Genomic DNA, 19,704 nt, shown 5'->3' with positions numbered 1-19,704 from the left:
CCTTCAGTAACTATTATCAAACCAGATTTTGGGGAAATTTTGAGTAAATTACCGCGGGCAAGTTGGAAAAAAGAAAAAATTTACGCTTCTGAATGACGAGACGTGGCTGACGGTTCAGCAAATTCGGCCAGTGCCATTTCTACGGCATCGATAACCTCGGCGGCGTCCGGTTCGACGGTGGGCGCGAAGCGTGCCACCACTACACCTTTGCGGTTGACCAGGAACTTCTCAAAGTTCCATTTGACCAGGCCGGGCAGCACACCGGTCTTGAACTTGGTCAGCTCGGCATAGAGCGGATGCTGGTCCTTGCCACGCACGTTGGCCTTGGCCGTCAGCGGGAAGGTGACACCAAAATTCCGCTCGCAGAACTCGGCGATCTCGCTGTCGTTGCCCGGCTCCTGGCCGGCGAATTGATTACACGGGACTCCGAGCACGTCGAAGCCGCGGTCGCGGAACTTCTCGTAGAGCGTCTCCAGGCCCGCGTACTGAGGCGTGAACCCGCACTTTGATGCCACGTTCACCACCATCACCACGTCGCCTTTGAACCGGCCAAAATCGGTTTCGGTGCCGTCGTTGAGGGTGAGGGGAATGGTGTATAGGTCTGTCACAGCGCCGTCCTTGAAAGGTTGGTCATGCAGGTGATTCGTTGCCAACCATCAAGGGTACGGGTGCAGTCTGGGAGTTTGCCGTCAGCGGTTCGCCGTCGCGGTGTCTGTAGGCGTGGCGACGGCTGTTGCTGTAGCTGTTGCGGTGACTGTCGCTGTTGGCTCCACCGTCGGCTCCGGTGTCGGGGGTGTGCTGGGGCTGGACCTGGACGGCCGCGACCGTGAGGCAGTGGCCGTCGGAGACGCAGACGCGCTCGTTGTTGCGGGCGAGGTGCCCGTGGGGGTGGGTGTCGGCGCCGTCGGCGTGGCGCTCGAGGTGCCCGTGGGGAAAGGAGAGGCTGTCGCCGTCGGCGTGGCGCTCGAGGTGCCCGTGGGGAAAGGAGAGGCTGTCGCCGTCGGCGTGGCGCTCGAGGTGCCCGTGGGGGAAGGAGAGGCTGTCGCCGTCGGCGTGGCGCTTGGAGTTCCCGTCGGGGAAGGAGAGGCTGTCGCCGTCGGGTCCGGTGTGGCTGTTCCGGTTCCCGTTTCAGGCGGCGTAGCGTCCGACGACGGTGCTTGCGTGGGTGTCTCGTGCACCGGTTCTGTCGTTGCCGGCGTTTCTGTCGTTGCCGGCGTTTCTGTCGTTGCCGGCGTTTCGACCGGTACGGGCGCCTTGGCCAGCTCCTCTGCGCCGCCCAGGACCGTATGGCTGTTGTCCTGGGCGACCGGAATGGCCCAGCGTTGCGCGCCGCCGTCCGCGGTCTTGGCCTCATAGCTGACCATCGCTATGTCCTCGAGATTGTCCAACTGACGAATCCTGAGGAGTGTCCAGTTCAGCGGGCTGGTGTGCTTGCCGTTGAGGATGGTTTCGAAATGCAGGTGGCAGCCTGTGGACCACCCCGTGGTGCCAACCCTGGCAATGACTTGGCCCACTTGCACAGAGTCCCCGGTGCGGACGGCGACCGCCTCCAAGTGGTTGTACGTGGTGATCAGCCCGTTGCCGTGGTCGATTTCCACGCGGTTCCCGCCGCCCCAGGGGTGCCAGCCAGCGGCCCTGACCACGCCGGCGTCTGCCGAATAAACCCTGGTGCCGCAGCCTGCAGCGAAGTCCTGGCCCAGGTGGAAATCGCCGCCCGCACCGGTGATCGGGCTGACCCGGAACCCGAAGGGAGAGCTTGGGGTGAGGAGTTCAAGGGGCGCCATGAGGGACCCCTCCAGCGGGCGCGTGAGCCCGGCCGAAGCCACATTGAGCGGGGCGCTCCCACCCACGGCGATGGTCCTGACCAGCGTGCGGTTGAACGGAACCAAGGCCCGACTGTCCGTCAGGAAAGCACCGGCCGGCCCAGGCAGGCCAACGTGTCCGGCGCCGACCGGCGCTGCCGGGCTGTATTCAACGGAGGGCGTTCCAGGGAATCCCACGGCGAAGAGTGATGCGGCAACAACGGCACTGCCGGCCAGCACGCGCACAGCCATGACGCAGCCGCCCGCAGGCTCCTTCGCCCCGCCGGATCCCCAATGATTGCCCACTCGCTACTCCCGGATTGGCCCGCCAGACCCCGGATCCAGACGGACTTTCCATTTCATGGGACCACAAAGCTCCGGGCATGTGAACCCCCGCGCCGGTAAGGCTGCGGATATTATGTGGATCCGCGTCGAAGCATGACCACCGGGCTCTGGGCGAGAATGGTGGCATGCGAAATTTCCTCAGGGAATGGCAGGGCGAAATCAAACGGGTCTTCACCGGCAGCACGGACGGCCCGCCCGCTTGGGTTCCGCGGCTGGCGGAGGGGGACGACGCCGGCTATCACTTGCCCGGCTCGGCAGTCTGGGCGGTGCACGGCTCTATGCCCACCATTGTGGCCGGGGTCCGCGCGCTCCTGATGCAAGCCTTGCATCCGGGAGCGCTGGCGGGAGTCCACGAGCACTCCGACTTCCGTGCAGATCCACTGAGCCGGCTGGCCCGGACCATCCGCTGGATCTTCACTGTCACCTATGGCCCGCAGGCCGCCGCAGATGAGGCTTCTGCCAGGGTCCGGCGCCTGCACGAGCCTGTGCACGGGAGCTACGCTGACGGGCACGGCGGCGAGCGAAGATACGCGGCCAACGATCCGGAACTCGCCCGCTGGGTCCACATCGCCTTCGTGGACGCCTTCCTTGCCGCCCACAAAATCTGGGGTGCGGAGATCCCCGGTGGCCCGGACGCCTATGTCCGTGAGTGGGCCCAGGCCGGGCGGCTGATGGGCATAGGGGACCCACCCCTCAGCGAGTCCGAAATGCGGGAGCAACTGGACCGCTGGTATAACAACGGTGAACTGGTGGCGGACAGCAGGGTTGCCGAGACCGTCGAGTTCATCCGCAACCCGCCGCTGCATCCGTTGCTGCGTCCTGGCTACCGGATCATCTTCGCCGGCGCTGTCTACAGCCTGGAGCCGAAGTACCGCCGGATGCTGGGGCTCCAGGTCCCCCGGCTGGGGCCGTTCCCGCTCCCCGTGAGGCTGGCGACGAAGGCGACTCTCGGCGTCGTACATCTTGCCCTTGGTCGCGGGCCAGGACCCAGCGAACAGGCGGCCCGGGAGCGCCTCCGCCGCCTCGGCTACGCGGACAGCTGACACGGACAGCCCGCCTGGGCACGTGGGATCAGCCGCGGGACACGGTTCCGCTTGAAGAGAGGCCTGCTTGAAGAAAGCAAAAACCCGGCCCTGACGAGGTCAGAACCGGGTTTTTTGCTGGCGGAGAATGGGGGATTTGAACCCCCGAGGGCGTTAACCCAACACGCGTTCCAGGCGTGCGCCATAGGCCGCTAGGCGAATTCTCCAGCTGCTTTCGAATCAAAAGCAGATACTAGACTACCTGAACTTTCCGGCATCGCCCAATTGGCCCGGCGGACTATTACCGCGGCCACGCACCCCTAACTCCATTTGGCTGCTTAACGTGAAAATGGACGCCCCCAATGCGCCCATTCCTCCGATACGCCGTTGAGCTGCCGGGTCCGGCCCTCCAGCCAGGCCCCGCAGCTCACAACCTTGAGATTGCCCCAATCGGTGTACATATCCATGATCGGCCCTACCCGCCGGATAAGCAATGAAAATTGCTGCCGATAGCCCTGCCTTCTTGGCAGGATGAGGCCATGACACAGCTGCACGCCCTGGTGGTTTACGTTCCTGACACCTACACGGAGGCGCTGCTGGCGGCAATCGGCGATGCCGGCGCGGGCAGGATCGGGAACTATTCACACTGCGCCTTCACCTCCCCCGGCACCGGGCACTTCACTCCGTTATCTGGTGCCAAGCCATTCATCGGAGCGGTGGACGCGGGCGAGCGTGTGCCGGAAACCCGGGTGGAGTGCGTTGTGGAGGAACAGATGCTCGACGCCGTTGTGCTGGCACTCCGCGCTGCTCACCCCTACGAGGAGCCGGCATTTATGACCTGGCCGGTGGCCAGCTGGCGACGCTAGCTAGTTTGCCTGCAGGCTTTGAACCGCTTTCGTGGCCGCGGGACGGCACCCCAAAGAGGCTACGGCCGGCCACCACACTGGCCGTCCGGACCTTCCCGAATCTTCGGGTAAACTTGTCTGCGGCCCCTCATGTGGCGTCATCCTGTTGAACTCCCCCAGGACCGGAAGGTAGCAAGGGTAAACGGGCTCTGGCGGGTGCATGGGGGGTCTTTACTATTCCCCCACAGGGCGGCAGAATGTCAGCCCGGATTGGTAGGGTTTCCTCGTGACTGTTACTACCACCGCCCTTTACCGCAGGTACCGCCCGGACTCTTTCGCTGACGTTATCGGGCAGGAACACGTCACGGAGCCGCTGATGACGGCGCTGCGGAAAAACCGCGTCAATCACGCCTACCTCTTCTCCGGCCCCCGCGGTTGCGGAAAGACCACCTCCGCCCGCATCCTGGCCCGCTGCCTCAACTGCGCCCAAGGCCCCACGGATACGCCCTGCGGTCTGTGCCCCAGCTGCATCGAACTGGCCCGCGGCGGCTCAGGCTCCCTGGACGTCATCGAGATTGACGCCGCCAGCCATGGTGGCGTGGACGACGCCCGCGACCTCCGCGAACGCGCAACGTACGCTCCGGTCCGTGACCGCTACAAGATTTTCATCATCGACGAGGCCCACATGGTCACCTCGGCCGGGTTTAACGCCCTGCTGAAAATCGTTGAAGAGCCGCCGGAGCACATCAAGTTCATCTTCGCCACCACGGAGCCGGACAAGGTCATCGGCACCATCCGCTCCCGCACGCACCACTACCCTTTCCGGCTTGTCCCGCCGGAGCCCCTGATGGCGTACCTGGAGCTGCTCTGCAACCAGGAAAACGTTCCCGTGGCACCGGGTGTTCTGTCCCTGGTGGTCCGGGCCGGTGGCGGCTCGGTCCGCGATTCCCTGTCTGTGCTGGACCAGCTGATGGCCGGCGCCGGACCCACCGGGCTCGATTACGAGCTGGCCGTTGCCCTCCTCGGCTATACGCACGCATCGCTGCTGGATGACGTGGTGGAAGCTGTGGCTGCCTCAGATGCCGCCACCGTTTTCCGGGCTGTGGACCGTGTGGTGCAGACCGGCCACGATCCCCGCCGCTTCGTCGAGGACCTGTTGGAACGCTTCCGCGACCTCATCATCGTTCAGGCGATGCCCGAAAGCGCACAGGTCATCCTCCGCGGCATGCCTGCGGATCAGATCGCCCGGCTCCAGAACCAGGCGCACAACCTCGGGGCCTCCGAGCTCTCGCGCGCCGCTGATGTCACCAATACGGCGCTGACCGAGATGACCGGTGCCACGTCCCCCCGGCTGCACCTCGAGCTGCTCTGCGCCCGCATCCTGCTCCCCAGTTCGGAACAGACCGAACGCGGCATCGCTGCCCGGATCGACCGTGTGGAGCGGCGCCTGAATTACGCAGGGAACGACGTCGGTGCTCCCGCTCCGGCAGGCGCTGCAGTTTCGGCTGCACCCACTGCGGTTGCTCCAGTGCCAGCAGCGGCAGCACATGTTGCTGCTGCGCCGGCAGCGGCACCAGTGGCCGCCGCACCAGTTACAGCACCACCAGCGTCAGCGCCACCCGTTTCTGCCCCACCCGCTTCCGTGGCGCCAACTGTGACGCTTCCGGTTGGTTCGGTTCCGGCCGCGGCACCGCAAGGTGCGGCGGCGCCGGTTTCTGCGCAGCCTTCAGTGCCGGCCGCTGCCGGTCCCGGGTCTGCCCGGCCACAGGCTGTCGGAGCGGAAGAGGCAAGGCCGTCGCTGACGCCCCCCAGGGTCAGCACCAACGACTGGCCCGTTGACGAGTCCACAGGCCGGCGGCCCGTTTCCGCGCCGCAGGCAACCGGTCAGCCCACCCGGGAGGCCGGGCCAGACGCCACACGCGACGTTCCTCCGGCCACCCCGCCGGCAAGCACGGACGCTGTCACGGCTCCTGCCGCCGCTGCGTCTGCCGTAGCAAGCACAGGTGCGGCAGGCACCGGGGATGTCGAAGTCCTGCGCCGTGCCTGGCCTGAAGTTCTGCAGACGCTCGCCAAGATCAAACGCAGCACATGGGCCCTGGTTGAGCCGAACTCCCAGGTAGGTGCCTTCGACGGCCAGGTCCTGACGCTTTCATTCAGCACCACCGGGTTGGCCGGCGCCTTTGGCCGGGCTGACCACGCTGAGAACCTACGGCAGGCGATCCACAAGACGGTAGGCATTGACTGCCAGATCACGGCAGTCGCCGGTGGCGCCGCCAACAGTGCAGCGAGCGCTGAGCCAAACCCAAAAGCACCCGCTAGCCCGGAAGCTCCGGCCAGTTCAGCCGATGTCGCGTGGGGCCTGGCCCCTGCCATCGCCGTTTCCCCTCCTGTCGCCCATGCCACCGCGCCCGCACCTTCCTCTGCCCCCTCCCCCGCGACGCGTGCTCCTGAACCGGCTGTGCTTCCTGCCACTGCTGTACCGTTTGGGACCACTTCCGCTGCTGCGCCCCCTGCCGCTGCGTCGCCTTCCACAGTCCCAGCGGATCCTGTCCAGTACACCGGCGCCGTCAGCGCACCGGCGGCCACCGAGTCCGCCCAGGTTCCAGCCGCCGAGGGTCAGTACGAGCCAGCTGAGCCTGATTCCACTGCCGGCTCGTACGCCTACTCCGATGACGACTGGGGCCCGCCGCGCGACGAAGATGCTCCGCCGCTGGACGAAGAACCCCCCATGGACTGGGATCCGTCGGCTCCTATTGCGCCACGGCTGTCACCATCACAGCCTGGGCCTTCGGCGGCCGCACCCGCCAAGCGGCCTGCTCGAGGTACCTCAAAGGCTGCAGCAGCAAAGACGTCCCCAGCCAGGACCTCACCGGCTCCATCTGCCGCTGCTCCGTCACAGCCTGATGCGGCACTGGATCCGTGGGGCCGGGCCGTCGAGCAGGCTCCGGGCGTATGGGTTGTTGGTACCGAACCCAATGTTGGCAAAAGCCTGAACACGCCCGTCCCTGAAGAGGCCGCTAGCGACGCTCCCGCCCCCAGCTACGAGCCGGCCACCGCCCAGATCCCTCAGAAGTCACCTGTCGTTAGCCAGTCCGAGGCCGACGCCAGTTGGGGCTTGCCGCCCGTGGCTAGTGCCGCAACGTCCGGCGTTGCTGCGCAGCAACCAGCCACACCACAAGAAGACGCCGCACCACCCCGACCCGCACCAGAAACCGCGGCGCCCCGTAGTACGGCGCCAGCCGGCCAAGTCCCGGCAGCTCGGGCAGTCCACGCGGAGGAAGCGGTGGTTCCCGAACCGGCCGAGGTCCGTGAGTACGCCATGGCATCGACGGCTCCGGCAGCCGCGCCGCTGCAGCCGGCACCGGCAACCTCCGAGTCCGCCGCAGCCGCCCGGCAGAGTCTTTACCAGCGCCTATCCAACAGCCCCGAGGCCGAAGCCGGGCGCGCCAAGGCTCCGGCAAGGGCTGCCGCCGCCACCTACGTCCAGGACATTCCGAGCGCGGACGATGAAACCATCGAGGAATCCGGCGTCTTCGGACGCGCCGCCGTCGAGCGTATTCTGGGCGGCAAGCTGATCGAGGAGCGATCCCCGGACGGAAGCCCCATCGTTTCGAGGTTCTAGGCACCTGCAGCACGTGCTCCCGCAACTCCCATCACCATCCAAGCCAAACCAAAAGAGGAAAATGTGTACGAAGGTGCAGTCCAGGAGCTGATTGACGAGCTCGGACGGCTTCCCGGTGTCGGTCCCAAGTCCGCCCAGCGGCTTGCCTTCCACATCCTCGAAGCGGACCCCCAGGACATGAAGCGACTCGTGGAAGCCATCACCATGGTGAAGGAACGCGTGAAGTTCTGCACGGTATGCGGCAACGTCACCGAGCAGGAATTGTGCAACATCTGCCGCGATCCCCGGCGGGACCCGTCAGTCATTTGTGTGGTGGAGGAGTCCAAGGACGTCCTCGCCGTGGAGCGCACCCGATCCTTCCGTGGCCGCTACCACGTGCTGGGCGGGGCCATCAACCCCATTGCCGGCGTAGGGCCCGAGCAACTGCGGATCCGGGAACTCCTGACCCGGCTCAACGACGGCGCCATCCAGGAAGTCATTATCGCCACCGACCCCAACCTCGAAGGCGAAGCAACGGCCACGTACTTGGCCCGGATGCTGAAGACCATCGGCATCGTGGTAACCAGGCTGGCATCCGGCCTGCCCGTGGGTGGCGATCTTGAGTACGCCGACGAGGTCACGCTGGGCCGCGCCTTCGAAGGCCGCCGCAACGCCCTGACCTGACCTGGCCTGGCCTGGCCTGATCTGCAGGACGGGTTCAGGCGGCAGGGTTGAGCCGTCGTCGGGCAGCCCGGTGGCCGCCTGCCAACAGAATGCCGGCAGCCCCGGACTGCGTGCCAAGGCCGATCAGAGCCAGCGGCATTTCAGCGCCTGTCTTCTCCTGGTCCTGGCCCTCCACACAAGGCACCTGGGTGCCTTCCGCCGCGTTCTGCAGCTCCCCGGGGAGCCAATCAAAGGCGTTCTCCTTAGACTCGGCTTCACCGGCAATCAGCGCCAGGACCACCATCGGGTTGCTCGTTGCCATCCAGAAGATCCGCTCGGTGTGGTAGACCTCGACGATGCCACGGACCTCCGGCGAACACCTATAGGAGACAACCGTGCCGAACTCGTCCCGTTGAATGTTGATGGCCACCAGGACCGGCTCGTACGCCCTCACGCTGGGCAGCAGCGCGATCACCGCTACGACATTTCCAATCAGAAGCAATGCTGCGACTCCCCACGCCAGACCCCTTCCCCACTGACCTTCAAACCACAGCGCACCGCCCGCGGCAATGCCGGCGAAAACCAAGGCTTCAAGCATCATCAGGACATAGGTCACCCCGGCAACTGCGGGCGAGGACTCAGACCAGAACGCGAGCAGTAGCAGGAAAACGAAAGACACGCTGGCGAACACCAATCCTTTGGCACTGCAGCACGCCCAATCCAGCAAAGGGCCGTCCACCGCACCCTCGACGGGATCCTGCCCAGCGCCGCGCCGCACGTTCCCCCACCGGACAGCGAGTACACAACTCGCCAGCACCAGCATTGCGGCGGTGAGCATGTACACCCAGGTATGCGACTCCGGCGGCAGGTCACCACCGGTTACCAGGGCGATCACCAGCAACGTGCCGGCTCCCCAGCAGAGACCGAGAATGGCGGTGCTCCCCCACCAGAAGCGGCCAGAGCGGACAGTCAGCAGCGCCGTGGCCAACGCACTGGCAACGAGCAGCCGATACTGGGCGCCCCCCGGGGACGAGGTGTCCCCGGCGTCGTCTTCGTCGTCGTACTGGTTTTTTCCGGCGCCAATGGGTTCGTACAGAGGTTCGTCGTCGGCCGAATCCTTCCCGTCAGCCACGGACCTCATCCGCCACTTTCCTAGCAGCCACGTGCCGCCTCCATCCCTATGGACAGGCCCAGCCCCGACAGTCAGCTGCGCGCTTCGGCCAGCTAACCCAATCGTGATCCGCTGAAGCAGGCCTGTCCAGTACCCCTGCGGTCCAGTGACCCTGCCGTCAAGGTAGGGACTGTCACGGCAGGGGCACGCCGGCTTTAGGCGATGCGGGTTCCGCGCGCCAGCCTGTGCGCCGGGGTGCGCAGCGAGCGCCAACCCAGCCACATCAGCAGCCCGGCAAGCAGCAGCTGCAGGCCAAGCCCCAGCGGCCATAAGGGAGTGGACTGCGCCAGGTACTGCGGCTTGGCCTCGCCGTTGGCGCAGGGGTATGTGCCCTCCGGACCGGCCATGGCGTAGCGTGCACCCTGGCTGATGGATTCGATGGCCCCCACCGGTGACGACATGCCGACGCCACTGTTAACGCGGACCGTGTAGGGGATGGCGTCGGCCACCACCACGTAGGGGTTCATGGCAAGCATCCACGCCACCCTTTCGGTGCGCACGGCCGGCTGGGCGCGCAGCGGTCCGGAGCAGGTGTACGCCGGTTCCTCCGCCACCGTGTCGTCGGGCACCGGCCGCAACTGTTCGTAGTTGCGGTACTGCGCCTGGTTGGCCATGATGGTTCCCTGCGAAAGCCCGGTGCCCAGGCCAAAGGCAATCAGGGAACCGAAAACCAGCCCGGCCACTGCAAGGTACGTGACCACAATCGAGAACAGCGGGCGCCCTGCCAACGCGGAGATTCCGACGCCGATGGCACACACCACGCCTACTTCGACAGCCAGCATGAGCAGGGCCACGAGGACATGGCCGGGCGTCATGCCGCCGAGGGCGACTCCAATGATCAGGAACGGCGTGCTGGCCACCAGGAATGCCAGGGCGGCGGCCCACGCAGCGACGAACTTGCCCCACAGGATCTGGCCCGGCCGCAGCAGGGTCACCTGAAGGATGGCCAGGGTGCCGCCGGAGCGGTCGCCGTTGACGGCATTGGCGGAAAGCGCGGGCGCCACCAGCAACGCGAAAAGGAGGACAAAGGCCAAGACCACTTCGAAGATCATGGACCCCGGCCCGGTGTCGGGCGGCAGGTAGTTGGAGTAGGCGCGCTGGGCTTCGCGCTGGGCATTCCAGCTGGCCCACGTCAGCCAGGTCACCAGGCCCGTCAGGATGAACCAGATCGCCAGCATGATGTACCAGCCGCGGGACCGGAGCCGCTGCTTAAGTTCCAGGACCACCACATCACGGATACCGGCAAGGTAGCCGGCACCAAAGCCGGACGCCGGCGGGCGCTGAGTTGTATCTATCAGCTGGCTCATCGCCGCTCCCCCTCAAGGTTCATGTAAGTCTCTTCCAGGGCACCAGAGGCTGGGGCAAAGGAACTGACCCCGACGCCGGCCAGGACCAGGTCGCGCAGGAGGCGGGTGGCGTCGTCGTCGTTCAGCAACACCAGGCTGACGGCCGGCCGGCGGCCGTCCTCAACCCGGAATGCCAGGCCCAGTTCCGTGAGTTTGGCGGCGAGCGCGGCTCCGTCGGTTGCCGAGATGGCGTAGCGCCTGCCCGCGGCGGAGGCCTCATCCGTGGTCTGGTGCCGGACGGTCTTCCCCTGGTTGACGAACACCGCGGCGTCGGCAATCTCGTCCAGCTCGCTGAGTACGTGGGAGGAGACCACTATGGATTTGCCCTCCGACGCGAGCTGCCGCAGCATCACGCGCAGCTCCACCCGCGATCCCGGGTCCAGGCCGGACGCCGGCTCATCGAGCAGCAGCACGGACGGATCGTGGATCAGGGCCCGGGCCAGGCTGAGTCGCTGCTGCTGCCCTCTGGACAGGACGCGGGCCGGCTGGTCCGCAAGGTCGCTCAGGCGGACCCGGTCCAGCATCGCGGCGACACGCTGCGCGATGCCGGCCTTGGGCAGCTGGTAGAAACGGGCAATCTGCGTAAGAATTTCACGGGCGGTCAGGGACTCCCACACGCCCAGGGTGTCCGGCATCCAGCCGATCCTTTTCCGCACTTCCGCGCGGTGGTGCTGCGGGTCCAGCCCATCCACGGTGATAGTCCCGGAATCCGGCGCCAACAGCGAAGCCAGCATCAGCAACAGGGTGGTCTTGCCGGCCCCGTTAGGGCCGATCAGGGCAGTGACTTTACCCGCCGGAGCATGGAAATCCATGTGCTCGACGGCGTGCACCTGGCCAAAGCTGCGGCTCACCGCGGTGGCGCTGATGCCGTCCTGGCGAGGGCTTTCCGGCTGAGCCGGAATGCCTATTCTCTCCCAATTTTCTGTCATTTTCCGAGCACCTGTCCCCCAAGCCGTTCATGCATACTGACTATTTGAGCCTACGCCTGGGCCGCCGGGCGCAGTATCCGCCGGGAGGCTGAGATTTGGACACAATTCCGCGTCCGGCCATAGGCGGCGATAAACTGGGCTGACACGTCACGCCGTCCAGCCGCAAGGCCGTGCCTGACCTCCAGAACTCCGATTGATCCAGTGAAGGTACGCGCATGAGTACGCCCACTTCCGAAGTGCACGCAGCAACGCAGCCACAGGAGCTGCCCGAAGGCACTGCCGTGACCAAACAGCTGATCGTGCAGAAGTTCGGCGGCTCCTCGGTGTCGGATGCTGAGGGCGTCAAGCGCGTCGCAAAGCGCGTGGTCGACGCACATCGCGCCGGCAACGAAGTGGTGGTGGTCGTTTCGGCCATGGGCGACACTACCGACGAACTCCTGGACCTCGCCGCGCAGGTGACCGATTCCGCCCCTGCCCGCGAGATGGACATGCTTCTCTCCGCCGGTGAGCGCATCTCCATGGCCCTGCTGGCCATGGCCATCAACAAGTTCGGCGCCTCGGCGCAGTCCTTCACCGGCTCCCAGGCCGGCATGATCACCGACGGCATCCACGGCAAGGCTCGAATCATCGACGTCGATCCGCATCGCATCCGGACGGCCCTGGACAAGGGGCACATCGCGATCGTGGCCGGTTTCCAGGGCATGAGCCGCAGCACCAACGAGATCACCACCCTGGGCCGCGGCGGCTCGGACACCACCGCCGTCGCCCTGGCTGCCGCGCTCGACGCCGATGTCTGCGAGATCTACACGGACGTTGACGGCATCTACACCGCAGACCCCCGCGTGGTGCCGTCCGCCCAGAAAATCGACACCATCTCCAGCGAGGAAATGCTGGAACTCGCGGCGTCCGGTGCAAAGATCCTGCACCTGCGCTGCGTTGAATACGCGCGCCGGTTCGGCGTGCCGTTGCATGTCCGGTCCTCATTCAGCCAGAACGAAGGCACCTGGGTCATCCCCAGCGCCGAAGACAAGATCACCACTCAAGAGGGAGTTGCCTTGGAGCAGCCAATCATCTCCGGCGTTGCACACGACCGTTCAGAAGCCAAGGTCACCGTGGTGGGTGTACCGGACATCCCCGGCAAGGCCGCGGCGATCTTCCAGGTCATTGCCGACGCCCACTCGAACATCGACATGATCGTGCAGAACGTTTCCACACACGGCACGGGCCGGACGGACATTTCCTTCACGCTCCCCATCGTCGAAGGTGCGGAGGCCCTGGCAGCGCTCAAGGCCGCACAGCCGGATATCGGCTTCGAGAACATCGAATACAACGAACAGATCGGCAAACTGTCCCTGATCGGCGCCGGCATGCGGTCACACCCGGGCGTCTCCGCAACGTTCTTCAAGGCCCTGTCCGACGCCGGGATCAACATCAACATGATCTCCACCTCGGAAATCCGGATCTCCGTTGTGACACACGCCGATCTCCTCGATGACGCCGTCCGCGCCATCCACAAGGCCTTCGACCTGGACAGCGAGGACGAGGCAACCGTCTACGGCGGCACCGGGCGCTAGGCGGAACGCTCCTTCCAAGGACAACGCGGGGTCACTTTTGGCCCGATAACCTTCGTTTATCGGGCCAAACGTGACCCCGCGTTGCTTTTGTTTCAGCCCTGCTTTTCCAATTCTTCGCGGCGCACTGCATAGTGATGACCTTCGGAATCGGTTTCCACTACGAAGTGGGAAAGGTCCTCATCAGAGGCCTGCTCGTAGTCATCATGCTTGTGGACGACGGGCGAATCCGCGTCCAGACGCGTTGCCGGCCCGAAGACAAAACGGAGCCTGTCAGTCACGTGCATAAAACCGGTGAGCGCATGTCCCATTGTTTCCACCCCCTTCCCGCGTTGCGGGTGAAAGAGCCGCTACCTCCTGTTGGAGTCAGTGCCCCTATTTTACGCCCGCGGCCACAAAAAGAGCCTAGTGAGGTCCGGCCTGATGGGACGGCCGGGAGAGGCTCAGCGAAGGGACTGGTCGTCCGGGTTCCTGGGCACAACATAGGTGCTGCCGTCCGGCCGGGTGAGCGTTTCCCACTGCTGGGTTTCCTGCTCGCGCCGAGCAAGGAGTGCCCGGTTATCTTCGGTCATGTCATGCACCAGGGAACTGCGGTTGGCCGGGCCGAAAATTGCCCGGAGCTTCCCGGTTGCCCGCATGAACCGCTGGGATGCGTTGCCCTTGTCCGCCGACTTGCCTGTGCCCATGAAAGTGACCCCTTCGATAGAACCATCTACTCGCTCCAGTGTACGCTAATAATTAGTGCACTAAATATTGGAGGAATGTGATGACGGTACGGGCGGGCGCCGCGCGGCAGCAGGACAATGACCTCCTCTTGGAGCAACAGCTCTGTTTTGCCCTCACCGTGGCATCCAGAAGCGTAGTGGGCGCCTACAAGCCCGTCCTCGAAAAGCTCGGACTCACGCACCCGCAATATCTCGTGATGCTGTGCCTCTGGGAATCAGCACCCCGGACCCTGCGCAGCATCAGTGAAGCCCTGGCGCAGGCGCCGGCCACCATCTCACCGCTTCTTCGGCGGCTGGAGGAGGCAGGCTTTATAACCCGCCAGCGGGTGGACGGAAATGAACGCAGCCTTGCCGTGGGCCTTACCCCCTCCGGCGCCGCACTGCGGCAGCAGGCCATTGCCGTCCCGGGCACCATGATGGAACGCCTGGGACTGACCCGGGAGCAGGTGGGCGAGCTGCACAAATCCATGATGGGGCTCATCGCCGCCACCACCGCAACCGACGGGCAACCCGTCGGGAGTAGACCCGTCGTCGAGTATCCAGGCAAGGCGTAAAATGGCAGCAACCTAGGAGGGTCCATGCGTTTGCGAACACTACGGCCACTGCTGGCGGTCCTCGCCATTGCCGGGCTCGCAGCGTGTACCGGCACGCCCGATGGGACCGGGACTTCGTCCGCCACCCAGACAGCCAGTCCCACTGCCAGCCCCTCCGCCAGCCAGGGCACTTCGGCCGCCCCCGCTCCGGACACCGAGACCACCGTCCCGGCACCGTCCCCTTCCGCACCGCCGGCCCCGACGGCAGGCCCCGGCGCCGGAAACGCCGAGCTTGCCATCATGGTCAAGCCCTCTCCAGCTGAGCCGGCGGTAAACTACACACTGGTCTGCCGTGATGGCCTTCCCACAGCCGAGAGCAAGCACCCGACTCCGGAGGCTGCGTGCACTGCCCTCAAGAACAACGCTGCGCTCCTCAGCCCGGCTCCCAGGAGCAAAGACGTGGCCTGCACCGAACAGTACGGCGGCCCGCAGACCGCCACAGTCACCGGGATTGTGGACGATACTCCCGTGAACGCCGTATTCGCGCGCACCAACGGCTGCGAAATCGGTGCCTGGACCGCAGCCCAGGCCGTCCTGGGTACCAGCGGTGGAGCAACTTAGCCTACTGGCGGCCGATGCCTGGCGTGCCCGCGAAGCAGCGCACGCCCAACGCGTCCGCCGTTATTCCGATCCCTACCTTGCCCGCCGCTCGGCAGGCCGGAAGCACCCGGTGGAGGACTTTCTTTTCACCTACTACACCCAGAAGCCTGGCCAGCTGCTGCGCTGGCACCCGGGAGCCGGCGTCGTACTGGCCGGTGAAGCGGCGTCTGCCCGCATGGGTTGGAAGCACTACAAGACGCTCGACGACGGCGAACTCGCCTCCCTGGGGCTGCCGCCAGGAACCCCTGCCGTGACTTTTAATCGCGACAAATTCTTGGCCGACCGGCACGAGGCCGTGGCCTTCGCGGACATCATTCTCCGCGGCACCGCTGCCCGGCCCGCGCAGTTCGGCTGCTTCGGGCTGCACGAATGGGCCATGGTCTACCGGCAGGACAAGTTCGACCTGCGCCATGAATACCTGCAGCTGAGGCTGGGTTCCGCCGGCACGGACAAAGTGGTGGAGGACAACCGGATCCGGTGCTCACACTTTGATGCCTTCCGCTTCTACACACCCGACGCCATTGCCCTGAACGAGCTGGCGCCCAGCCGCGAAAACCAGCGGCACATGGAACAGCCCGGCTGCCTGCACGCCAACATGGACCTCTACAAGTGGGCGTACAAACTGCTGCCCGCACTTCCCAGCGAACTGGTCATGGATTGCTTCGAACTGTCCTGGCGGATCCGGGCCATGGACATGCAGGCTTCCCCCTATGACCTCGCGGAGTGGGGCTACCCGCCCATCCGGATCGAAACCGCTGAAGGCAAAGCGGCCTACGTTGAGCATCAGCGGGCCTTCGGGGCCGAGGCTGCCGCGCTCCGCGGGCGCCTGGCGCAGGCCTTGGCACCGCTTCGGCCTGCGGGGAGGACGGTATGAAGGATGTTGAGCTGACCATCAGGGTCAGGGAAGACCCCGACGCCCCCGAGTACGAATTCCGGCTGATAGTCCAGGATGGCCGCCCCGCTGAAGTTTGCACGTTGCCGGATCCCGCAGGAGCGTTGTCAGCCATGGAACGCTTCGGCGAGGACATCTTCTTTCCCAAACCGGGCCCCCCGAAGCTCTGCACGCAGCAATACGGCGGGCCGCAGGTGGCCGTTGTGACCGGCTCCATCAACGGCCGTCCCGTGAGTGTGACTTTCCGGCAAACTGATGGTTGCGAAATCTCCCGGTGGCGCGCCATGGCTCTCCTGTTGGGCGGGACAATGGGTTCCCGCGGCGAAACCTGACCCTCGGGGACAGGCTCCCGCACCGACGGAAACGCCGCCGGACCCAAGCGGTCCGGCGGCGTTTCAACGCTCTTTCTGAAGAGTCAGAGATCCATGTTGCGGTTTCCGGAGAACTCCGGGACCTCCTGCTTCTTCTTTTCCTTTTTGACCTTGTCCTTCTTGTCTTTCGAGCCCGTGGCAGGGTTATCGGCCGTTTCGTCATCAGGGACCACCACAGCACTGCCTGGTGTGACAACCACGGAGACGAAGGTGGGCACGCTCGAACCGGCGAACGTCACCCGGCCGATGTATGAACCCTCCGCGAGATCCTTCCACTGGAGCTTCACAATTCCCGTTTGGCCATTACCGAGCCGCAGCGGGTTGGGGGTCACCGTTGCATTTCCCACGTTGGCTCCCAGCACCGCTGCGTCCACGGACGCCTTGGTGGGCTGCCCATTGGGGCTTGCATAGAGGTTCACAAAAACCGTGTAAACGCCCGGCGCCGGGTTCGGAACCGAAAGCGATTCACTGGCAGAGGCAGTCTGGGCCAGCAGCGCCTGTCCCGCCGGGTTGAAGACCACCATGTCGAAGTCGGCGGCCTCGTCCGAGGAAAAGACGGAGAACTTTGCCAACGGCGATCCTTCCGGAACCGTGACCTCCTTGGCGAAGTTGGATGCATTCGTTTCAAGGGCCAGCGGTCCGGGGACCAGTTCGATGGCCGAGGAGTCAGCCTTGGACAGACCGTCCAAGGTGATCTTCACGGGCGCGTTGGTGCCGGAAACCACCGGAATGTCGCCCTGCCCCTGGCCGCCTTCCGAGGCGAAGGCCAGGTTCGCCGGCGCCACCACCGACTGCGGACGGACAGCCACCGGCGATGCCACGTTTTTGCCGGCACCCTGCCAGACGAGGTTGCCCATGGCAAACTGCCCCAAAGCAGCGCTTGTATTCTCGAACTTGACCTTGAAGGTGCGCTTCTCGCCGGCAGCATTGAAGCTAAGGATCGACGGCGTGACAGTCACCTTGATCCCGGGAACGCTGGCCTTGGCCCGGTAGACGCCGGGGGTCAGCGCGGTGACAGTCCGGGTGACCTCCGTCGTCCCGGTGAGTGCCCCCAGTGCGAACGAGGCAACATTCATATCCCGCGGCGCGGTTGATCCTAGATCCGGGATGCCCAGGTCCAGGCCTGTTCCCTGAATGAACTTCAGGTAGTCGTCCGCTGAATTGTCGTAGACCAAGCCGGGATCAAGGACCCGCGCAATGTCCACCTGGCCGGCGCCGGTGGCGAAAACGTCGCCGTTCCGGCTGCCATCTTCATTCTTGATATCAGCTGCCGTGGTCATCATGGCCGACTTAACGGTGGCCGGAGACCACGTGGGGTTCTTTGCCAGAATCAAGGCGCCGAATCCGGCCACATGCGGCGCCGCCATTGACGTGCCGGACATCATGCCGAACTGGTCGCCGCCGGAACCGATGGGCGAAACGCCTGCCAGCACCGCTACACCGGGCGCCGCCACATCAGGCTTGAGCAGGTCTGAGCCGGTGGCAAGCAGCGGGCCCCGGGAAGAGAAGCCGGCGATCTGCGGCTGCGGCGCGGCCGGAAGCCCCGTGGTGTCCGTGTTCACCAGGGCCACCTTGATCCCGGGGTTGGCAATGATCTTGTCCTTGATCTGCTGTGTGGCCGGCGGGTTCACGTGCACGGTGGGGACGGCGTGGCGGTCAAGGTCCTCGGAGGAGGTGGTCACGTTGACCAGGATCATGCCGATGCCGCCGGCACGCAGCACCTCGGTGCTCTTGGCTACGCGGTCCACCACCCCGCGGTCGCAGACAACAATCTTCCCTGTTACCTTGGCGGGATCCAAGGCATTGGGTGCGCACAGTTCCGGGTTTGCTGCGCCGGAGGCTGCAGCACTTGCCGCCAGCACCACGTTGCTGGCAGGAACGGGAGCGGCCATAAGACTGGCGCCGCGGTACTTGCTGCCGTCCTCAAATTCGACGGTGCCCTGCAATTCCGTGGAGAAGGAGCTCGCGGCAACTGTGGTCAGCCACGGCGCGCCATGGTTCACGGTGCTTGCCGTCGGCCCCGAGTTTCCGGCTGACGCGGCAACAAAGATTCCGGCTGAGGCGGCGGAGAGGAAGGCCAGCGAAACCGGGTCTGTAGTGGTTGAGGTGCTGCCGGAGATGGAGTAGTTCAGCACATCCACGCCGTCCAGGATGGCCTGATTGATCGCGGCCACAGCGGCGGAGCTGTAACAGCCGCCGGTTGCGGGGTTGTCATCCTCCCAACAGACCTTGTAGACGGAAAGCTTTGCCGCCGGTGCCACGCCGCTGGTGATGCCCATATCAGTTGCGCCAAGGTTGGCCCGGACGTTCGCGTTGCCCGCAGCGGTGCTGGCAGTGTGCGTCCCGTGGCTTCCCACATCCACAGGCGAAATCAGTTCTTCGGGCGCGCGGTTCTCCGGTGCCACGTACGCCATGTAGTCGTCAGCGAAGTAGCGGGCACTCAGGACTTTGGAGTTGCAGGCGCTGCCGTCAAAAGCAGCCCCGGTCCCCTGGCCCTTTTGGCACTCACCGACGAAGGTGTCGCCGTCGGATTTGAGCATGGCGATGTGGCCGTCCGCGGTGCGGTACGGAGCACCCACCTGGGCCTGGCCGGCGAGGGGTTGCACGGCTTCCCCGGCGAAGAACGGGTTGGAGGGGGTGTAGCCGGAGTCAATAACGCCCACTACGACGCCTTTGCCGGCATTTTCCTGCCCGCCGAAGGCAGTCTTCCAGAGGCCGTTTTCTCCACTGAGCCCAAGGAAGTCCGTGGTGGAGTAATCCGGCGCGTTCTCCGTGTCCGGTGCCACTACCAGGACGGACGGGTCCTTGGCGAGCTTAACGGCCTGGTCGGCGGTCAAGTCGGCCGAAAACCCGTTGATGGCAGCCGTGTACTGGCGCTTGATCCGGACGCTTTCGGACCCGGCCACAGCGTTCTGCCTGCCCTCAAGGTGCGCCTGGTACTGCTGGACTTCGGGCCGGTCGGCGTCAAGCTTGCGGCCGTTCTGGGGTTTCGTCGCTGCGAGTCCGGGAGACCCGCCGTCGTAGGTGGCAGCCGGCTTCTCGGCCAGCACCACAATGTAACGGCCAGCGGGGTAGTCGCCGGGGTTGACCTTTTTTGAGGCAACTGCCGTGTTTTCTTCAGCGGGCGCCGCGGTAGCGGGGCTCATCGCCATCGAAGAAAGGAGCAGCGGCAAGCCCACGGCCAATGCCGCCGCCTGCCGGAGTCCTCTACCCCTAATGGGGCTTTTT

The 19,704-nt window shown here is 65.2% G+C and carries 17 protein-coding genes, 1 tRNA gene and 1 other RNA gene; 10 read left to right on the top strand and 9 right to left on the bottom strand.

Annotation, left to right across the window (positions count from 1 at the left end):
* Positions 1 to 80: 80 nt before the first annotated feature.
* The gene (locus tag ACZY1F_RS13210) at positions 81 to 608 is read right to left on the bottom strand and encodes a glutathione peroxidase (protein WP_463942103.1); all 528 of its coding nucleotides are present in this window, start codon (positions 606 to 608) and stop codon (positions 81 to 83) included.
* Positions 609 to 689: 81 nt separating this feature from the next.
* Complete coding sequence (locus ACZY1F_RS13205) at positions 690 to 2,108, bottom strand: M23 family metallopeptidase (protein ID WP_463942102.1); 1,419 nt, start codon at positions 2,106 to 2,108, stop codon at positions 690 to 692.
* A gap of 164 nt (positions 2,109 to 2,272) precedes the next feature.
* Here ACZY1F_RS13205 and ACZY1F_RS13200 point away from each other — a divergent pair, with 164 nt between their 5' ends.
* Positions 2,273 to 3,190 carry an oxygenase MpaB family protein gene (locus ACZY1F_RS13200; protein ID WP_463942101.1) on the top strand — a complete coding sequence of 306 codons (918 nt, stop codon included), beginning with the start codon at positions 2,273 to 2,275 and terminating at the stop codon, positions 3,188 to 3,190.
* A 118-nt stretch (positions 3,191 to 3,308) separates the two neighbouring features.
* Here the strand turns inward: ACZY1F_RS13200 and ACZY1F_RS13195 are convergent.
* Positions 3,309 to 3,396 (bottom strand) — tRNA-Ser (locus ACZY1F_RS13195).
* A gap of 312 nt (positions 3,397 to 3,708) precedes the next feature.
* On the opposite strand from ACZY1F_RS13195, the gene ACZY1F_RS13190 reads away from it, so the two are divergent.
* The 4 genes from ACZY1F_RS13190 (at position 3,709) to recR (ending at position 8,299) form a co-directional block, all read left to right on the top strand.
* Positions 3,709 to 4,035 (top strand): YqfO family protein, encoded by a 327-nt coding sequence (locus tag ACZY1F_RS13190; RefSeq protein ID WP_463942100.1) that lies wholly within the window; start codon positions 3,709 to 3,711, stop codon positions 4,033 to 4,035.
* A 118-nt stretch (positions 4,036 to 4,153) separates the two neighbouring features.
* An RNA gene (gene ffs / locus ACZY1F_RS13185) (signal recognition particle sRNA small type) lies at positions 4,154 to 4,250 on the top strand.
* A 110-nt stretch (positions 4,251 to 4,360) separates the two neighbouring features.
* Positions 4,361 to 7,636 carry a DNA polymerase III subunit gamma and tau gene (locus ACZY1F_RS13180; protein ID WP_463942265.1) on the top strand — a complete coding sequence of 1,092 codons (3,276 nt, stop codon included), beginning with the start codon at positions 4,361 to 4,363 and terminating at the stop codon, positions 7,634 to 7,636.
* 63 nt (positions 7,637 to 7,699) lie between these two features.
* Positions 7,700 to 8,299: a recombination mediator RecR gene (gene recR, locus ACZY1F_RS13175; RefSeq protein ID WP_056348564.1), complete on the top strand. Its 600-nt coding sequence runs from the start codon at positions 7,700 to 7,702 to the stop codon at positions 8,297 to 8,299.
* 34 nt (positions 8,300 to 8,333) lie between these two features.
* Here recR and ACZY1F_RS13170 read toward each other — a convergent pair whose 3' ends face one another.
* From ACZY1F_RS13170 to ACZY1F_RS13160, 3 genes are all read right to left on the bottom strand, one after another.
* The gene (locus ACZY1F_RS13170) at positions 8,334 to 9,419 is read right to left on the bottom strand and encodes a hypothetical protein (RefSeq protein WP_463942099.1); all 1,086 of its coding nucleotides are present in this window, start codon (positions 9,417 to 9,419) and stop codon (positions 8,334 to 8,336) included.
* Positions 9,420 to 9,604: 185 nt separating this feature from the next.
* Complete coding sequence (locus tag ACZY1F_RS13165; protein WP_463942098.1) at positions 9,605 to 10,756, bottom strand: ABC transporter permease; 1,152 nt, start codon at positions 10,754 to 10,756, stop codon at positions 9,605 to 9,607.
* Positions 10,753 to 11,724, bottom strand: a complete 972-nt coding sequence (locus tag ACZY1F_RS13160) for an ABC transporter ATP-binding protein (protein WP_463942097.1) — start codon at positions 11,722 to 11,724, stop codon at positions 10,753 to 10,755. The genes ACZY1F_RS13165 and ACZY1F_RS13160 overlap by 4 nt, the downstream gene beginning before the upstream one ends.
* 215 nt (positions 11,725 to 11,939) lie before the next feature.
* Here ACZY1F_RS13160 and ACZY1F_RS13155 point away from each other — a divergent pair, with 215 nt between their 5' ends.
* Positions 11,940 to 13,298, top strand: a complete 1,359-nt coding sequence (locus tag ACZY1F_RS13155) for an aspartate kinase (protein WP_463942096.1) — start codon at positions 11,940 to 11,942, stop codon at positions 13,296 to 13,298.
* Between the two features lie 92 nt (positions 13,299 to 13,390).
* Here ACZY1F_RS13155 and ACZY1F_RS13150 read toward each other — a convergent pair whose 3' ends face one another.
* Together ACZY1F_RS13150 and ACZY1F_RS13145 are read right to left on the bottom strand one after the other, a co-directional pair.
* On the bottom strand, positions 13,391 to 13,606 hold the full coding sequence (locus tag ACZY1F_RS13150; RefSeq protein WP_463942095.1) for a hypothetical protein: 216 nt from the start codon (positions 13,604 to 13,606) through the stop codon (positions 13,391 to 13,393).
* A 132-nt stretch (positions 13,607 to 13,738) separates the two neighbouring features.
* Positions 13,739 to 13,981 carry a hypothetical protein gene (locus ACZY1F_RS13145; protein WP_463942094.1) on the bottom strand — a complete coding sequence of 81 codons (243 nt, stop codon included), beginning with the start codon at positions 13,979 to 13,981 and terminating at the stop codon, positions 13,739 to 13,741.
* Positions 13,982 to 14,061: 80 nt separating this feature from the next.
* Here ACZY1F_RS13145 and ACZY1F_RS13140 point away from each other — a divergent pair, with 80 nt between their 5' ends.
* Genes ACZY1F_RS13140 through ACZY1F_RS13125 form a run of 4 tightly spaced genes read left to right on the top strand, consistent with a single transcriptional unit; the run spans position 14,062 to position 16,437 of the window.
* A complete protein-coding gene (locus ACZY1F_RS13140; RefSeq protein ID WP_463942093.1) occupies positions 14,062 to 14,574 on the top strand; it encodes a MarR family winged helix-turn-helix transcriptional regulator in 513 nt (170 codons plus the stop codon).
* A 24-nt stretch (positions 14,575 to 14,598) separates the two neighbouring features.
* Positions 14,599 to 15,174, top strand: a complete 576-nt coding sequence (locus tag ACZY1F_RS13135) for an SSI family serine proteinase inhibitor (protein WP_463942092.1) — start codon at positions 14,599 to 14,601, stop codon at positions 15,172 to 15,174.
* Positions 15,161 to 16,087: a 3-methyladenine DNA glycosylase gene (locus ACZY1F_RS13130; protein ID WP_463942091.1), complete on the top strand. Its 927-nt coding sequence runs from the start codon at positions 15,161 to 15,163 to the stop codon at positions 16,085 to 16,087. Before ACZY1F_RS13135 ends, ACZY1F_RS13130 begins: the two co-directional genes overlap by 14 nt.
* Complete coding sequence (locus tag ACZY1F_RS13125) at positions 16,084 to 16,437, top strand: serine protease inhibitor (RefSeq protein WP_463942090.1); 354 nt, start codon at positions 16,084 to 16,086, stop codon at positions 16,435 to 16,437. Before ACZY1F_RS13130 ends, ACZY1F_RS13125 begins: the two co-directional genes overlap by 4 nt.
* Positions 16,438 to 16,520: 83 nt before the next feature.
* On the opposite strand, the gene ACZY1F_RS13120 is transcribed toward ACZY1F_RS13125, so the two are convergent.
* Complete coding sequence (locus tag ACZY1F_RS13120; RefSeq protein WP_463942263.1) at positions 16,521 to 19,694, bottom strand: S8 family peptidase; 3,174 nt, start codon at positions 19,692 to 19,694, stop codon at positions 16,521 to 16,523.
* Positions 19,695 to 19,704: the final 10 nt, after the last annotated feature.

The sequence above is a fragment of the Pseudarthrobacter xylosi genome, from assembly GCF_055412765.1.
The sequence above is the reverse complement of the archived record's forward strand: the minus strand, read 5'-3'. Positions and strand labels throughout refer to the sequence as shown.

What these genes read in the sequence shown, in the direction of transcription:
- ACZY1F_RS13160 (WP_463942097.1), bottom strand. Translation starts at nt 11,724, where the DNA reads ATGACAGAAAATTGGGAGAGAATAGGCATTCCGGCTCAGCCGGAAAGC.
- ACZY1F_RS13190 (WP_463942100.1), top strand. Translation starts at nt 3,709, where the DNA reads ATGACACAGCTGCACGCCCTGGTGGTTTACGTTCCTGACACCTACACG.
- ACZY1F_RS13155 (WP_463942096.1), top strand. Translation starts at nt 11,940, where the DNA reads ATGAGTACGCCCACTTCCGAAGTGCACGCAGCAACGCAGCCACAGGAG.
- ACZY1F_RS13165 (WP_463942098.1), bottom strand. Translation starts at nt 10,756, where the DNA reads ATGAGCCAGCTGATAGATACAACTCAGCGCCCGCCGGCGTCCGGCTTT.
- ACZY1F_RS13150 (WP_463942095.1), bottom strand. Translation starts at nt 13,606, where the DNA reads ATGGGACATGCGCTCACCGGTTTTATGCACGTGACTGACAGGCTCCGT.
- ACZY1F_RS13200 (WP_463942101.1), top strand. Translation starts at nt 2,273, where the DNA reads ATGCGAAATTTCCTCAGGGAATGGCAGGGCGAAATCAAACGGGTCTTC.
- ACZY1F_RS13170 (WP_463942099.1), bottom strand. Translation starts at nt 9,419, where the DNA reads ATGAGGTCCGTGGCTGACGGGAAGGATTCGGCCGACGACGAACCTCTG.
- ACZY1F_RS13145 (WP_463942094.1), bottom strand. Translation starts at nt 13,981, where the DNA reads ATGGGCACAGGCAAGTCGGCGGACAAGGGCAACGCATCCCAGCGGTTC.
- ACZY1F_RS13125 (WP_463942090.1), top strand. Translation starts at nt 16,084, where the DNA reads ATGAAGGATGTTGAGCTGACCATCAGGGTCAGGGAAGACCCCGACGCC.
- ACZY1F_RS13140 (WP_463942093.1), top strand. Translation starts at nt 14,062, where the DNA reads ATGACGGTACGGGCGGGCGCCGCGCGGCAGCAGGACAATGACCTCCTC.
- ACZY1F_RS13135 (WP_463942092.1), top strand. Translation starts at nt 14,599, where the DNA reads ATGCGTTTGCGAACACTACGGCCACTGCTGGCGGTCCTCGCCATTGCC.